This is a genomic window from Reticulibacter mediterranei (assembly GCF_016587455.1).
Map to the genome: position 1 here is coordinate 413,006 of NZ_BNJK01000002.1, position 14,894 is coordinate 427,899.

The window sequence follows — 14,894 nt, forward strand, 5'->3', positions numbered from 1 at the left end:
CCAACATCCTCTGGACCCTCACCATTCCCCCTTCATTTCCCGGCTGCACCAATTATCGCGCGACCACGACGACGGCGTGTGCTTGAAAGCAGTATATCACAGGGCGCTGGCTCAGGAGGCCAGATAGACATTGCTGAAATCGATACTGCCTCCAGGACTCAGGAAATAGTTCTTGACGTTCTTACTGCTCACCTGAGGAACGACCGGGTGCGTGAGGAAGATACGCGAGGCATCCTCGACAATGAGCCGTTGCGCTTGTTGATAAGCAGCAATACGTTGCGCCTGATCCAGTGTTGTGCGACCTTTATTCAAAAACGTGTCTAACTGGGGATTCTTGTAGTTTGTGTAGTTGAATCCTCCCTTCGAGGAAAACATCGCGTAGAGCGTCCCATCGGGATCAATCGAGCCGGTCCAACCAATAAATACGGCCTGGTAGTGATACGTCTGGAAATCAGTCACGACGGTCGTAAAAGTTTCTTGCTTGAGATTCATCGTGATACCGATAGCCTGGAGCTGGGATTGAAGGAACTGCACCTCTTGCGTCGTCGTCGGGTTGCCACTGGTGAACAGCAGCGTAAAAGAGACGTTGTGCAGGCCAGATTGAGCTAACTCGGCTTTCGCTTTAGCTGGATCGTAGTTCAGACCGGTGTACTGCCTGTCATAGGCCCAGCTTGCAGGCGAGAGAGGCCCGTGCGCAACAAACCCAACGCCTTTGAGTACATGATCGAGGATTTCCTGGCGATTCACGCCCAACGCAATAGCCCGGCGCACATGTACATTGTTTAATGGAGGCTGCGAGATGTTCAGTTGGACGCTCTGGAAACCTGGACTGGGAATCTGCCGATAGGTCAGATTGTCATTGGTCTTGATCTGCTCAACGTTGTTCGGATCGAGGTTGGATGCAACCTGAATCTGATCGGTCTCCAGATTGCTGTACATGACCGTCGCATCTGTAATGGTGCGATAACGGATCGATTGCAAATACGGTAACTGGTTCCCATTGGCGTCTTTCTTCCAATAGCTGGGATTGGCCTTGAGCAACAGATGATCGCCTTTGATCCACTCGCCAAAGACAAACGGTCCACTCCCCGCGTCAACTGGCGTATTACCTAGCTTCGTGCCAAGCTTGCGCACAGCGGTCGGCGATAACATCATGCCAACATTGCCGGACAAAGTGTTGAGCAAAGGCGCATATGGCTGCTTGAGCTTAATCTGAACCTGCGAATCGTTGACCTTGATGACCGCAGCAATATCCTCAACATCAACATAGCGCGGCGAGGCTTTATCCGAGATGAAGCGGTTGAGATTGAAGAGGACGGCATCGGCATTAAAGGGAGTCCCATCATGGAATTTGACGCCGGTACGCAAATTGAGAGTTAAGGAGGTTGGCGAATCATACTTATACGAAGAGACGAGTTGAGGTTGTATGACGTTCTTCTCGTCATACTTCACGAGCGTATCGTACATATTTACCATGATATCGGTATCGTAGAGCGATGCCGATGTCAGCGGGTCCATTGTGGTTGGCTCAGCAATTAGACCGACGCTGAGGGTGCCTCCCTTTTTTGGGCCAGTATCACCTGTGGTGGAAGAGGGTGCATTTCCACCACAGGCGCTCAAGAGAAAAATACAGCAAACGGCAATAGAGACAAATATGGTACTGATACTACGACGGTACAAAAATGACGGTAATCTATCACTGAATGTTTGCTTCATGATTGAACGCCTCCATAAGTGATACACAGTCAATAACACGTTCATAGTTCGCTTCACCAGGATCTGACCATATCAAGTACTACGTCTATATCGCTATTTTCATCACACTTTAAGCTATGAAAAGGGGGCAAGAGGCAATCCAAATGATCGTTGATCTTCCAGCTCTGCTTGATAAATGATGCTGATTAGATTTACGAAGATGATAAAATTGACCCGGATTGCAGAGATTTTGTTCGCGCATAGGACAACCTGTCCATCCGTACAGATTATGCGCGCAAACGCCTGCATTGTCTTGACAGAGCGATCTTGCTCATGCTATGCTCTCAATGTGAGTAACCACTCACTCGCATGGAGATGGAAAGGAACGTTATGGCCGGGAGAACACGAGACCTGATTATCGAAACAACCGAGCGGCTTATCAAATTGAAGGGGTTATCACGAGTGACGACGAAGGAGATAGCGCGAGCCACCAACCTCTCTGAAGGGGCACTCTATCGGCATTTTGAGCACAAGGAGGACATCTTTTTTGCCCTGCTCAGCACACACCTGCCAACCTTCCTCGAAACCTTTAACACGCATCTTGCAGGCGAGGGAACGGTAAGCGAGAATCTCTTCGTAATTGCTCGTGCTGCTATCACCTTTTATGAGCCGATGGTGTCGCTAGGGGCCGCATTTTTCGCCGATACGAGCTTGCTTATGCAGTTGCGCGAGATGGTTATCCCCCTGGGTGGGGGGCCGCTTCAGGTGCATCGATTGGTAGCAACCTATCTCGAAGAGGAGCAGAGTCTTGGCCGCATCAGCGCTCACGTGGTTCCGCTCAACATCGCTATTCAGTTGCTCGGTCCCATTTTTCAGTATGTGTTCTTCCGGCAGATGCTCGGCACCGATCCCTGGAATCAAACGCCTGAGCAGTTCGCAGATACTCTGATACAGACTGTCTTGCCGCTGCTACAGCCATCTCAATAGGCGAAGCCACGTTTCCAACATAAAGGCCGCTTCTTGCATATATAGAAGCATGACAAAATGACGTACAGACATGAACTATTCCTTGACGGCATCTTCTCTTTCGTAGTGGAGCGATTTATCGCGTTGGTGAAGCCGCCTGTAATGCTGCCTCAACGCGATAATGAAATGTTCCTTTCAAAAGCGGCAAGGTAATTCGTAGTTTCCCGATAAATCGGGAAACTACGAAACGGGGGGAGTTCCCGTATTACCTGATTAGTTCATATTATATCGCAGGCAAAATATGCAGATAAGAAGGGAAAAACAATGGCGAATAAGTTTCGTGCATCATTCACGACGCGAGCGTTTAATACAATAGTCACATCCTTATTGCGCGCTGGTATAAAAATAGGTAATATGACACTATTGACGGTTCGCGGTCGCAAGACCGGACAACCGCGCACAACCCCGGTGTATATAGTTGAGCAAGAAGGTCAGCGCTGGGTGTCATCCCCTTATGGAGAGGTTGATTGGGTGCGCAACCTGCGAGCAGCGCGTGAAGCCACACTGACGCGGGGAAGCAAGATCGAACAGATCGTCGTGACCGAACTGGGCACAAAGGAGGCTGCCGTTATCCTCAAGCAAATTCTTGGTAGCGCTCCATCCTTTCTGCTCAAATATTACGATGTCACTCCGACCGCTCCCCTTGAGGAGTTCGAGCGCGAGGCCGTGCGGCATCCCACCTTCAGCATCCAGGGTGCCGCTCACTAAAACAACAAACGAGGAGGAGTTCTTGATACAAGCAATACGCGGCCTCCAATGGCTTTCACGCCTGGTTGGAGCATGTGAGCTAACGTTGGGACTGGTTATCTGGTTCGTAGGCGTCAGTTCCGTCTCCCTGCATATCCTGCTCGGTAGCGTCATGGCCCTGATCCTGCTGATTGTCGGTGCCATCGCGCTGCCAGTTAAAGAGACCAGATCACTCGGAGCGATTGGCATCCTGTATGCCTTCATCTTGACTGGCTTCGGCATGGTGCAAATGGGTCTCCTGATCGGTCCGCTCCACTGGCTCGTTCAGGTGCTCCACCTGCTCATCGGTGTTGGCTCGATCGCGGTCGTCCATCTCATTGGTGCGCGCTATCTGAAGCTCAAAAAAGTGAGCCGGCCAGCGCCTCTGGAGTCGGCAGACATCCCTCAATCCACACCAGTAGCCGCCTCGGACGAAGCATAGAACGATGCAAAGGGTGCGCGAGCCTCTTTTTGAGCTGCCTGCGCACCTTCCACAATCGGGGCATCCTTCGCGATCGGATTATTGTGCGTTTCGTCCTTAATGCAAAATGAACTGACGCGGCGGTCGCCCGGTTACAATGATCATCATCAGCTCAGGCATCATAGGGATAGTCTGTTCGTCCAAAAACAGGCCACCAGCATGCCTGCGGCTCGCCATTTACCGTATGCACGATAAAACCGTTCTGCGGATTACGGGCCGCCTCAAGAAAGACCGTGACCCAATCGGGGCCGCAATAGATCACCTCCCCATCAACCATAACTTGATGCACGGGTGGCTCTTGATCCTGCTCATCTTCCATCTACATCTACCTCTTTGATTTTCGATTATTTTTCTATTTCTATGTACAAATTCTCTATTTGCCAGATTCACCTTCTTCTGGAAGCGGACGCTTCGTCTGCTGTAAGAGTCGCTGCTGAAATTGATGTAATAAGAGCATCTGTTCTTGATGCTGGTTGGATGGCATGTGACGCAGATAGCAGAGATGAGCGAAGATGGCATCGCTAATAGCTGTAACTTCGTCAGCGGTAATAGAGAGTATCTGAAGTGGTTCCGGTATGGATGATTGTTGTTTCAACATATCCTCCCTTTCTATCTTCTTCCTGCTACTATATACGACGATTCAGGCCAATTGGATGTATCCAAAATACTGTTTTTCAGCCGCGAGAACAATTTTGGCATACATCAAACATGTTTCCTGCAATCTCACCCGGCATCGTCTTTTCTGATTATTCATCAGAATTATCAAATGTTATACTACAATTATACCAGCAAATGGCGTTTCCTATACAAACGATATATGACTATTGTTTTCGCGCAAGCGTACAGGGTAGGATAAACGGTGGGAGCTGTTATTCATGAGTGGGATGAACGTATTAGCGCGTGAAGACGCAGAGGGGGTATGGTTATCACATCTTAAACGCTGTAGAACACCAGACAGAAACAATTAAACCGAGAAGATTATCGAGGGCCAGCACCTCTTCTTCTCCAGTTATGTCGAACCTACTGGCAATCGCAATAAGCAGGCGGTTTGCGCTAGCTTATCAGAATAGGAAGCCGCATGGAAGGTGCAACGCCTCGCAGACGATGCCATCGGCGAAGCTGTTGTTGGTCCACGAGCAAGCGCATGGGTGTAATGCTCGCGGGACAAGAAGCGATGATGAGAGGCTTGAATCCCAGTTTAGTCCCGGCTCGTTTGCCCTCCTCACTTACCGCAATACTATAGATTTCCTCAACAACATAGCCCTGCTCGCGTAAGGTGAGCAGGACCGATGTGAATCCCGCTATCAAGCGACCGGCATAATAGAGGCGTAAGTTGGCAGGCAGCAGATCATCCACTGCTCCAGCGGCAAGGTAGAGCTTCAAGGGCGTTCCCTGTTCCAGTGGCAAGAGATCAGCGGTCGTAATATCTTGCTCTTGCCTGTGGCAGGCCATCACATCTTGAAGCAGAGTGTCACACATACGAAAGATCGAAAAGCTTCCGATGATCCTCTCTTCTTGCTTGAGGCTCCAACAGCTGTAGGGGCGCTGGATAAAACTCAGAAAGGCTTCATACGTCTCCATCCCGAGACACTCCTCTCCAAAATACCGTTGAGACAACCGTTTGAGCGTCTCATACTCATCAGGAGCAGTCGGAGCTAAGATAAGGGTCATTTGTCCTTCTCTTCCTTTTTTCACGTTATTTTCAATGCAAACCTGGGGCGAGAAAAGGTCGCAGTGGCCGGGCAATCCTGGCACGATTGACCACCTGCCCGCTGTACAGGGCTGCATCTCTCTCTTTAGTATAAAGAGAAGGCAAAACAGAGGGTTTACTCCCACTTCGTATCGGGTGCCAGACGCGCAACACCCTCCACGATAATCAGCAAGATATCATCAGCCACCTGTTCCGCCGAAAGCTTGATCCCCTCCTGATACCAGTGAACCGCCGCGCCCAGGATAGACCAGCTGACAACGCGCGCAATTGTCTCGATTGGCACGCGAAAGTGCGCCCCGGCCCGCTGCTCCTGCCTGAGCCACGTTAACAGAAGGTTTGCCAGCGCATCTTTCGTGGCACGCTCGATCAATGGATCAACCACCTCCGATGGCTCACACTGGCGATACTCGTCCTCAAAATGCTCTAGCACAACCTTGACGAGCAAACGCAACGTCTGCCTGTTCCAGCACGGTTCCGGCGGCAAATTCTTCTTCAGCAGCGCTTGAAACTGGTCGCAAATCAGTTCATCCAACAACGCGTATTTGTCGGGATAATGGGCGTAAAATGTGCCGCGATTGACGTTGGCCCGGTCGGTGATATCCTGAATCGTCATCGCCGTGAAGCCCTTCTCGTTCATGGTATCGATGGCCGCCTGCCGTAACAACTGATGAGTCCGCTGGACGCGCCGGTCCTTGCTCTTTGGTGGAGTCGCCATAGCCCCTTCTCCTTTCGTCTCTCACCCAACAAATTTCACTTTTTGTTCCCTATCCAACAAAAGCACAAACTTGCCGATTGCCTCTCCGGTTCTATGCATCTAGTATTATAGATGACCATTGTTCGATACACAACAGATAGTCGATATCCAACATCTGTAGGAAAAGGAGCAGCAGAACATGCAATATACGACGCTGGGCAAGACGGGTCTGGTGATATCCAGGCTCACGCTCGGAACAATGACCTTTGGCGAGGGTGTCTCTCACGGCTTTGAGCATCCCGTGAACCAGGAGCGCGCAAACAGGATGGTTGCTCAAGCTATCGAAGCTGGGATCAACTGTTTCGATACGGCAAACAATTATGGCGAGGGGCGTGCTGAAGAGTTTCTCGGTCGCGCACTCGGCGGGCGACGCGGAGACGTTATCATTGCAACCAAGTTGGGTGCTCGCACCGGTTCCGCGCTTACTGATGCTGGTTTGTCTTATCGTCATGTCGTCGCATCAGCAGAAGCAAGTCTCAAACGCCTGGGAACCGATTACATCGATCTTTTGCAGTTGCACGTGCCCGATCCCCTGACACCTTTTGAGGAGACGGCCCGCGCGCTCGATCATCTGGTCCAGCGCGGACTCGTGCGCTATGTGGGCTATTCCAACCTCGCCGCGTGGCAAGCCGCCTCATTCCTGGCAACGCAGCACCAGTATGGGTACGCGCCCCTGATTTCCGCACAGATGTACTATTCGTTGCTGGGTCGCGACATCGAATATGGAACCACGCCGTTTTTGCGCCATGAGGGATTGGGATTGCTTGTCTGGAGTCCGCTGGCGGGTGGTTTTCTGAGTGGCAAATACACAAATAATCAGGACACGAGAGAGCAGCCCACAGATGGGCGGCTAGCCTCATTCGACTATCTCTCGCTCCTCTCCATTGATCATGAAAAGGGGGATCGTGTTGTCGCCACATTGCGCGAGATCGCGGCGGCTCATGACGATGCAACCCCGGCTCAGGTTGCTCTGGCGTGGCTGCTGGCAAAGCCCGTTGTCTCCTCGGTGATTATTGGTGCCAACAAGCCCGAACAATTCGCCGACAACCTTGCAGCCGTCAACCTCACCCTGACGTCACAGGAGCTAGAAGCACTCGACACGCTCACCGAACCGCAACCGCTCTATCCCTACAAATGGCGAGCAAGCGGCGGCGATTCAGTGGTACGTCGGGCTATCCAGAACGCGTAATAGTTAATTATGAGTTCTTCCAGCTAAAGATGTAACTCGTAGTGGAGCGATGTATCGCGTTGTAGCAAATATACCGCACGCAAACCCAACGTGATACATCGCTCCACTACGAATTTATATTATATAGTAGGAGAAATGAACTACACAGAGTGTATTAATGAGGACCAGATCCCAAAAACACGCAAGATTTTCCAAGACAATCTCCCTTGAACTAGCTATTCTTGACGGTAAATGGCTGTACATTCCGATGATTGTGCGGGCTTGTCAAAGTCTTAACATACAAGGAGGAAAGCATTCATGGGATCTGTCGAGGCTCTCGAAAGGTTTGAAGCGGGAGAAGGACGTGCTAGAGCGTGGCGACCGTGGCAGCTCAAGCAGTTTGAATTCATCCAGGCAACCGCAATCTCCACGCCCCCTCGTCGGCATTTTTCCAGGGGGTATTTTTTGATTACCTCCATACAGTCTGGTAGAGCAGACAACCAATATCGAAATACCTGTACAAGCGACCGGGGAGGGATGGGGAAGTTTCGTGTCTTCGAGCCTGAAGAAGCCTGGATCTGCCAACCCCAAAACACCACCTTTCTGGGTATCACCATTGATCCCACCTGGCTACAAGAGTTTGCCACAGAGATGCTTCAAAGAGAGCAACGCTTGCCCCATTTTCCCAGTCATTGCCTCTTTGATCCGGCTTTGAACAAAGCTTTGTATGATCTCGCTAACTGTTCCTTGACCCCGGTTTCTCGTCTGCAACAGGAAGAGATGCTATTACACCTGTTTGCTCCATTGTTGCTTCTTCATGCCGAAGACGCTGGAGAACTTCCTCGGTTAGGGCGAGAGCACCCGGCTGTCAAGCGCGCGAAGGAGTATCTGCAAGAGCACTACGCTGAAGAGGTACACCTGCAAGAGCTGGCTGCTGTGGCTCACCTGAGTCCGTTTCACTTCGCTCGTGTCTTTCGTCAGACCGTTGGCATACCTCCTCATGCCTACCAGATCCAGGTGCGGCTGACTCATGCCAGGGCGTTATTGGCTCAGGGGTTCGAGGTAAGCTACGTGGCCCATGAAACCGGCTTTTTTGATCAATCGCACTTTGCACATCAGTTTCAGCGATACTTCTTCGTACCGCCGGGCAACTATTGCTAAACAGCAAGATTTTCCTCGCAGTTCTGCCTGTTGTCAGCTATTCTAAACGCGCAACAGAACGTTGCAGCAACAACAAGAACATCCACAATGGAGGAAAACAGATGCAAAAGCTTAAAGGAAAAGTCGCTGTTATTACTGGTGGTGGGACGGGGCTGGGTCTTGCGACCGCAGCCTTGTTTGTTCAGGAAGGGGCCTATGTTTATATTATGGGCCGCCGTCAAAGCGAACTGGATCATGCGGTTCAGGCCATTGGCCGGAACATCACTGCTGTCCAGGGCGATATTTCTCGCCTGGCAGATATTCAGCGAATGTATAAGACCATCCAGCAGCACCATAAGCAGATCCATGTTGTTTTTGCCAATGCTGGCGTGACTGCGTTCTCACCCTTAACAGAGGTCACGGAAGAACAGCTTGATCGACTGTTGAATATTAATGTGAAAGGAACCTTCTTCACGGTCCAGCAAGCGCTTCCTCTCTTAGCAGATGGAAGTTCGATTCTCTTGACTTCATCGCAATCGACCAGCCTGGCCTTTCCTGGACTCAGTATCTATAACGCCACAAAGGCAGCGATACGCTCCGTTGCTCGTACCTGGAGTGGTGAATTATTGGATCGAAACATTCGTGTCAATGTCATTAGTCCTGGAGTGATCGATACCCCGATCCTCGATGAATTCGGGACGACAGAGGAAGAAGTGGCACAGATCAAACATCTGCTCGCATCAAGAATACCAATGAAGCGGATCGGCACGCCCAATGAGATTGCCAGAGCAGCCCTGTTCCTGGCTTCTGATGACAGTAGTTTTACCACCGGTCAGGAGTTGTTTGTGGATGGAGGCGCGATAGAACTCGGTTCCACACAACTCAGATAGAGAGATGGCCCGGAAGGAAGGAACAAGTACAGCCCGTTCTGCCACCTCATTCCCTCCTTCCAGGTGTTCGCATTCTGAAGAAGCATTACTGCTCAGGCTCAAATTCAATCAAACCACTCTTACCACCGCTTTTGCGTGCGACGTAAGCCTGTTCCAGCGTGATCGTGCGATCAACGCCCTTGCACATGTCAAAGATGGTGAGCGCGGCAACGGTGGCGGCTGTCAGCGCTTCAACCTCCACGCCCGTTTTGTAGGTTGTGCGCGTGCGAGTCTCGATCTGGATCACGCCCTGTTCCTCGTCGAGCGCGAAATGAACGTCAATATGCGTCATCGGCAGAGGATGACACAGCGGGATCAATTGCGGCGTCTGCTTGGCGGCCATGATCGCAGCAATTTTAGCAACCTCCAGTACGCTGCCTTTGGCGATTTCGTTGGATTTGATAAGCTGGATGGTGCGCGGCGACATGCGTACACGCGCTCTCGCAACGGCCTCCCGCGCCGTCTCAGCCTTGCCGGTCACATCAACCATGCGGATATTGCCGCTCTCGTCTAAATGCGTCAAATGCTCAGGTGATGGCTGCGTCTGGTCCGCCATACCATGTCCCTCCTCAATCTTGCTTCTATAATAAGGGTTAACCAAATAATCCATCCCCTTTCGTAGTGGAGCGATTTATCGCGTTGGTGGCCTGTGGAGCGGGTCCACCAACGCGATAAATCGCTCCACTACGAAACATGTGGGAAGGGTGTTGGCTTCATTTGCTCATCTTCATCATCGCAGGTTGGTTGCCTGCTAAAAATGTTCGTTACCAAAAATCTTGACGCTCATAGTGTATCATAGAACCACGCCCGACCCCAGAGCCAGGGGGTCGGGCGCAGGGCTTTCCAGTTCTCCGCTCAAAGGGGTGCAGGGTCTCCCTGCCGGGGTCTGGGGTGTCCCCAGTTTCCTTCCCTCCTTCGCGCGCCGCCGCAGGCGGCGCGCAAAAGAGAAGAAAAAAGGTTTTTTGCGGGGACACCCCGCACCCCGGCAAAGGGCTGCCGCCCTCTGCACTCCCGCTAGATGGGAGAATTGGAAAGCCCTGGGGTCGGGCGCACTGTGAAGGGATCGTGACGCTAGACGTTGCGGAAGAACTGGCCGTGAAAGCCAAAGGGGATGTGATGCGGCACCTCGGCACGACCAATCTCGGCGAAAGTGTGGGCGTCGAGGATCAGCAGGAATGCATTCTCCTTTTGCGCATTCAGCACGACAGAGAGAATTACCCCATCGTCTTCAGCGCTGGCGTCGGGCGCTTCCACGAACACCGGCTCCCCCGGATAACAGTTCTCCTCCGACCAGAGCGTTGTCCGAGCCTCGCGCACATCGACGCGCACTAGCAGGCCAGCAAACGCTTCGGACTGCTGCTTGCTGGCCCCTATGCCATATGCCACGCCGTAATCGTGCGTGTTGCAGCGCTTATAGTTGATCGTGGGCAGTTCAATGCCATACCCCGCAAGCACCTCGTATGTAACCGGAGCGGCCCCATCGAGCGGGATGTGATAGCGGCGCAACTCGCTCTCAATTGCGGAATCTGCGCGCTCACCCTGGCTCTGAAGCTGGTCCAGGTAGGCATCGTGAATGATCGTGGGCGCGGGAAAGGCCGAAAGGTCAACGATCAGCTCACCATCGCGCTCAAAAGCGTTAATGTGGTGGAAGGTGAAAAAGGCGTCGGTTTTGTAGCGGCCCACAATGCAACCATCCTGCTTATCCATCACCACAAAGTACGCGCCCTCCTGCGGCCTCCACTCATAATTCTCGATAAATGGTCGATTGCGTGCCAGCAGATTACGCGGATTCACCTTATACGGATATTCGGCAATGATGATGTAGTGTTCTGTCAGACCGAAGCTATGAATATAGGCTGGTTCCGGGACCGGATAGGAACCGATCAGCCTGCGCTCATATTCGCCATCTTTGATGCCAAAGACCTTGAACTGGCTCTCGCGGCCAAATTCAGTGATATAGCTGATGCTCGTATGAGAGGTAAAGTCGTAGTGCGGATGTGCTGATCCATGATGACCGGCTAGCTGGTCCTGATACTGCGAAACACCCAGCGTTGCTAGTGTGTGTGGATCAAATTTGACGGGCAAAGGTGCCTCGGTCATTGCCACAAACTCGCCTGCCACCTTGTTGATGCTGACGTTGGCGTTGGGGATCATCTCGGTCATCGAGCCTTTGAAGACCGCTTTACAGGGATCGGTGGCGAAGCTTCCAAAGGCGATGTAGCCCTCCTGTAGCGAGACTTTGTAGGTCGTGGATTGCAGAAGCTTGTTGGCATAGGAGACGCGCCCATCACGGAACGAGAAGCGATGGAGCATTGCAAAGCCGTCGAACCAGTGACGAAACTTGCTCTCCCCGACCTCAAATTTGCCGGGGCCGTTGCGCAACAATGTCCCCTCAAGCCAGGTGGGAACACTGCCGACGATGGGCAGATCATCAAGCTCGATCTCTTCGTCGAGCGAGGTATAGCCGAGTCGATTGTCAATTGCCATATGCAGTTTTCTCCTTATTTGGGGTGGTTGTTTCGGGTTGTTCGGACAGCTTCTCCAGTGCTGCCAGCGTCTCATCGCACCATGCAATAGAGGCCTGAGCGTTATGTCTGCCATAGCTCATGGTAATCAGCCAGTAGGGTGCATTGGGATTCTCATTCCAACGTTCCGGGAAATCTGCCTCCATCCCTTCAATTGCATGCAAGAGATGCACCTGTCTCTCGCGATACTGCCGAATATGCTCCGCGCTCACGGGCAGCGAGGTCTGTTTGCCAAAGAAGAGCTTGAGGAGCAGCTCGCTGCGATAGACCTGATAGTCAGCGGGTTCGGAGAGCCAGCGCTGCAACTCCTCGCGCCCCTTATCAGTCAATGTGTAAACATGTCGATCTGGTTTCCCCTCCTGCTCTTCAACATGCGAGGTCGTCAGCCCCTCTTTCGTCAATTGTTTGAGCATGGGATAGATCTGCGCATAGTTCTCCTGCCAGAAATAGCCGATGCTCTCATCGGTTGCCTTCTTGAGATCATAGCCCGACATGGGAGCCAGGCTGAGCATCCCCAGCAGGGCGTAGCGACTTTTGTTCTCTTTGCTCATCATACACCTCCATATATCTGTCATCTATATATATGAAATGTATACCATACAGAGGAAAGCGGTGTCAAGGGGGAAGCGAGCGAGCGCTAGAGTCGGGCGAGGTTTGTGCGTAGCATTTGTAACAGGTGGTGGGTGTAATCATTGGGTGGGCGCTTTTGCAGACTGCGGGCCAGCGCTCGTACGCTTGTAAGCAAGGAGGTAAAATGGATGTGTGCTTCGTAGTTTGCGGGCAGCGGCGCGATCTCCTCGTAGCCACGCAGCAAAGCGGGTTCGAGCGGCCAGGGCAGCAACTCCCATTTGTACATAGAAAATTGCGCCAGGTCATACCAGCGATCCGCGCCCCGAATCTCGCCAAAATCAATAATACCGCTATAGTGCCCCTGATCCTGATAAATATGTGTTATATCAAAATCCCCATGCACCAGACAGCTCTGCTCAAGGTTCAGCCAGCGATCATACGCAGTATACACGCGCTCAAGCTGTGCTATTTCGGACATGACGAGGACATGATTGGCAAGATAACCCAGGTCGGCATTCCAATATTCATCGATAAAGGCGCGATACGTCGGCCATTCCGCTTGCAGCATCCCGGCAGAGGTTGTTAGATCGCGTTTCACCCAACCGAAACCATCGACAGGCAAGCTATTGATGCGCGCCAGATCGCGCCCCGCATCTCTAACAATCTCAGCCAGCACTTTTTCTCCAAGATGCTGAGATAACGCGAGGGACTGGCCGGGAATCTCTGTTGTGAGCATGATCGAGCGTTGCAACAGTTCGTTATATGGCTCAACAAAAATAACCTCTGGCACCCTGACCTGCATCTGCCGCAATTGCGTATGAACCTCAGCTTCAGGAACAAAGCTGGCCCCTTCCTCTGGCAGGACGCGCAAATACCATGTAGTATTCCGGGCAAGGATGCGATAAACATAGGTGGAGACACCCACTGCGACGCGTTCGATCTGAGGTGATGATGAAGAAAAAAGTTGCTCTACTACCGTTCGCACGTGTTGCATATCGGTGGCGGCATGATTGGGATATTGACTCACGAAGCGAACATCCCTGTTGTAAGATTGCTTATTGGAGGTAAGGATTTATAAATAATCGAATGCCATTTCTGTCCATACATAACAAACCCTGAATTTACCGTTTTAATTATAGCATATTTGTCAATAGCCTGACATCGTTCTCGTGGACAGTGTTTTTTGCCCCATTTCCCGGTATACTTTGTGTTGAAACGCATGTCGATAGTATAGAAAGGACAAGAGTGAGTATGACCAGCGAAAACACAACACAACCTGATTTGAATGAGGAAACACGTAATATCTGGGACCAGAACGCGGCATTCTGGGACGAGCGCATGGGCGATGGCAACGATTTTCAGCGCTTGCTTGTTGGCCCGGCCAGCGAACGCCTGCTCAATTTGCAACCGGGCGAGCAGGTGTTAGAGATTTCGTGTGGCAATGGTGTCTTTGCGCGCCACATAGCCCGGATCGGCGTACAGGTCGTAGCGACCGATTTCAGTACACAAATGCTTGAACGGGCCAGCGCTCGCAATACGGAATATAGCGACCGGATTACCTATCAACTGCTCGACGCCACGCACGAGGACGAGATTGTTGCTCTGGGTCGCGAGCGCTTTGATGCCGCCGTCTGCAATATGGCGATCATGGATATGGCCGAGATCGATCCGTTGATGCGCGGAATTCGCCAGGTCGTCAAGCCTGGGGGCCGCTTCGTCTTCTCGCTGTGCCATCCCTGCTTCAACAATACCGGCTCGGTCCATTGCGTCGAGGAGACGACTGTTGATGGCAATATTGTAGCAACCTATGCCATGAAAACCACCACCTACCTGCATACCGGGCCACAAAAGGGTGTTGCGATGATCGGTCAGCCGGCCTCTCAATACTACTTTGACCGGCCCCTGCACGTCCTTTTCAACGCCTGTTTCAAAGCAGGTATGGTACTGGATGGATTGGAGGAACCAGCCTTCAACTATCCCTACGACGGCTCAAAGGTTGGCAGCATGGTAATCAGTTGGACCTACTATAAAGAGATCCCGCCAGTGCTGGTGGCTCGCCTGCGCATCCCTGGATAGTGATCTTTTTGTTGAAAGATGAGTCATCTGACCCATGACGACGCGAGTGAATTACATCTATACTTTCATTAACAAGCTTCTTGAAATAACTTC

16 protein-coding genes are annotated in these 14,894 nt (G+C 51.9%); 7 read left to right on the top strand and 9 right to left on the bottom strand.

Features of this window, described 5'->3' with window-relative positions:
* Positions 1 to 111 precede the first annotated feature (111 nt).
* Positions 112 to 1,716 (bottom strand): ABC transporter substrate-binding protein, encoded by a 1,605-nt coding sequence (locus tag K3T83_RS40070; RefSeq protein ID WP_220208749.1) that lies wholly within the window; start codon positions 1,714 to 1,716, stop codon positions 112 to 114.
* Between the two features lie 369 nt (positions 1,717 to 2,085).
* Between K3T83_RS40070 and K3T83_RS40075 the strand changes: the two genes are divergently transcribed.
* The 3 genes from K3T83_RS40075 to K3T83_RS40085 all read left to right on the top strand — a co-directional run bounded on the left by K3T83_RS40075 (position 2,086) and on the right by K3T83_RS40085 (position 3,889).
* Positions 2,086 to 2,682 carry a TetR/AcrR family transcriptional regulator gene (locus tag K3T83_RS40075; RefSeq protein ID WP_220208750.1) on the top strand — a complete coding sequence of 199 codons (597 nt, stop codon included), beginning with the start codon at positions 2,086 to 2,088 and terminating at the stop codon, positions 2,680 to 2,682.
* A gap of 303 nt (positions 2,683 to 2,985) precedes the next feature.
* Entirely contained in the window at positions 2,986 to 3,429 is a 444-nt protein-coding gene (locus K3T83_RS40080) for a nitroreductase family deazaflavin-dependent oxidoreductase (protein ID WP_220208751.1), read from the top strand.
* Positions 3,430 to 3,451: 22 nt separating this feature from the next.
* Entirely contained in the window at positions 3,452 to 3,889 is a 438-nt protein-coding gene (locus K3T83_RS40085; protein WP_220208752.1) for a hypothetical protein, read from the top strand.
* 151 nt (positions 3,890 to 4,040) lie between these two features.
* Here the strand turns inward: K3T83_RS40085 and K3T83_RS40090 are convergent, their stop codons facing one another.
* The 4 genes from K3T83_RS40090 to K3T83_RS40105 form a co-directional block, all read right to left on the bottom strand.
* On the bottom strand, positions 4,041 to 4,247 hold the full coding sequence (locus tag K3T83_RS40090; RefSeq protein ID WP_220208753.1) for a hypothetical protein: 207 nt from the start codon (positions 4,245 to 4,247) through the stop codon (positions 4,041 to 4,043).
* Positions 4,248 to 4,301: 54 nt separating this feature from the next.
* The gene (locus K3T83_RS40095) at positions 4,302 to 4,526 is read right to left on the bottom strand and encodes a hypothetical protein (RefSeq protein ID WP_220208754.1); all 225 of its coding nucleotides are present in this window, start codon (positions 4,524 to 4,526) and stop codon (positions 4,302 to 4,304) included.
* Between the two features lie 455 nt (positions 4,527 to 4,981).
* Entirely contained in the window at positions 4,982 to 5,599 is a 618-nt protein-coding gene (locus tag K3T83_RS40100; RefSeq protein ID WP_220208755.1) for a hypothetical protein, read from the bottom strand.
* A 155-nt stretch (positions 5,600 to 5,754) separates the two neighbouring features.
* Positions 5,755 to 6,354, bottom strand: a complete 600-nt coding sequence (locus tag K3T83_RS40105) for a TetR/AcrR family transcriptional regulator (RefSeq protein WP_220208756.1) — start codon at positions 6,352 to 6,354, stop codon at positions 5,755 to 5,757.
* A 178-nt stretch (positions 6,355 to 6,532) separates the two neighbouring features.
* On the opposite strand from K3T83_RS40105, the gene K3T83_RS40110 reads away from it, so the two are divergent.
* The 3 genes from K3T83_RS40110 to K3T83_RS40120 all read left to right on the top strand — a co-directional run bounded on the left by K3T83_RS40110 (position 6,533) and on the right by K3T83_RS40120 (position 9,591).
* Complete coding sequence (locus tag K3T83_RS40110; RefSeq protein WP_220208757.1) at positions 6,533 to 7,582, top strand: aldo/keto reductase; 1,050 nt, start codon at positions 6,533 to 6,535, stop codon at positions 7,580 to 7,582.
* A 297-nt stretch (positions 7,583 to 7,879) separates the two neighbouring features.
* Positions 7,880 to 8,722, top strand: a complete 843-nt coding sequence (locus K3T83_RS40115; RefSeq protein ID WP_220208758.1) for a helix-turn-helix domain-containing protein — start codon at positions 7,880 to 7,882, stop codon at positions 8,720 to 8,722.
* 101 nt (positions 8,723 to 8,823) lie between these two features.
* Positions 8,824 to 9,591 (top strand): SDR family NAD(P)-dependent oxidoreductase, encoded by a 768-nt coding sequence (locus tag K3T83_RS40120; RefSeq protein ID WP_220208759.1) that lies wholly within the window; start codon positions 8,824 to 8,826, stop codon positions 9,589 to 9,591.
* Positions 9,592 to 9,676: 85 nt separating this feature from the next.
* Here K3T83_RS40120 and moaC read toward each other — a convergent pair whose 3' ends face one another.
* The 4 genes from moaC to K3T83_RS40140 all read right to left on the bottom strand — a co-directional run bounded on the left by moaC (position 9,677) and on the right by K3T83_RS40140 (position 13,752).
* The gene (gene moaC, locus K3T83_RS40125; RefSeq protein WP_220208760.1) at positions 9,677 to 10,186 is read right to left on the bottom strand and encodes a cyclic pyranopterin monophosphate synthase MoaC; all 510 of its coding nucleotides are present in this window, start codon (positions 10,184 to 10,186) and stop codon (positions 9,677 to 9,679) included.
* 515 nt (positions 10,187 to 10,701) lie between these two features.
* On the bottom strand, positions 10,702 to 12,117 hold the full coding sequence (locus K3T83_RS40130; RefSeq protein ID WP_220208761.1) for a carotenoid oxygenase family protein: 1,416 nt from the start codon (positions 12,115 to 12,117) through the stop codon (positions 10,702 to 10,704).
* Positions 12,107 to 12,709, bottom strand: a complete 603-nt coding sequence (locus K3T83_RS40135) for a PadR family transcriptional regulator (RefSeq protein ID WP_220208762.1) — start codon at positions 12,707 to 12,709, stop codon at positions 12,107 to 12,109. Before K3T83_RS40135 ends, K3T83_RS40130 begins: the two co-directional genes overlap by 11 nt.
* Positions 12,710 to 12,792: 83 nt before the next feature.
* Entirely contained in the window at positions 12,793 to 13,752 is a 960-nt protein-coding gene (locus K3T83_RS40140; RefSeq protein WP_220208763.1) for a phosphotransferase family protein, read from the bottom strand.
* A 224-nt stretch (positions 13,753 to 13,976) separates the two neighbouring features.
* Between K3T83_RS40140 and K3T83_RS40145 the strand changes: the two genes are divergently transcribed.
* Complete coding sequence (locus K3T83_RS40145; RefSeq protein ID WP_220208764.1) at positions 13,977 to 14,801, top strand: class I SAM-dependent methyltransferase; 825 nt, start codon at positions 13,977 to 13,979, stop codon at positions 14,799 to 14,801.
* Positions 14,802 to 14,894: the final 93 nt, after the last annotated feature.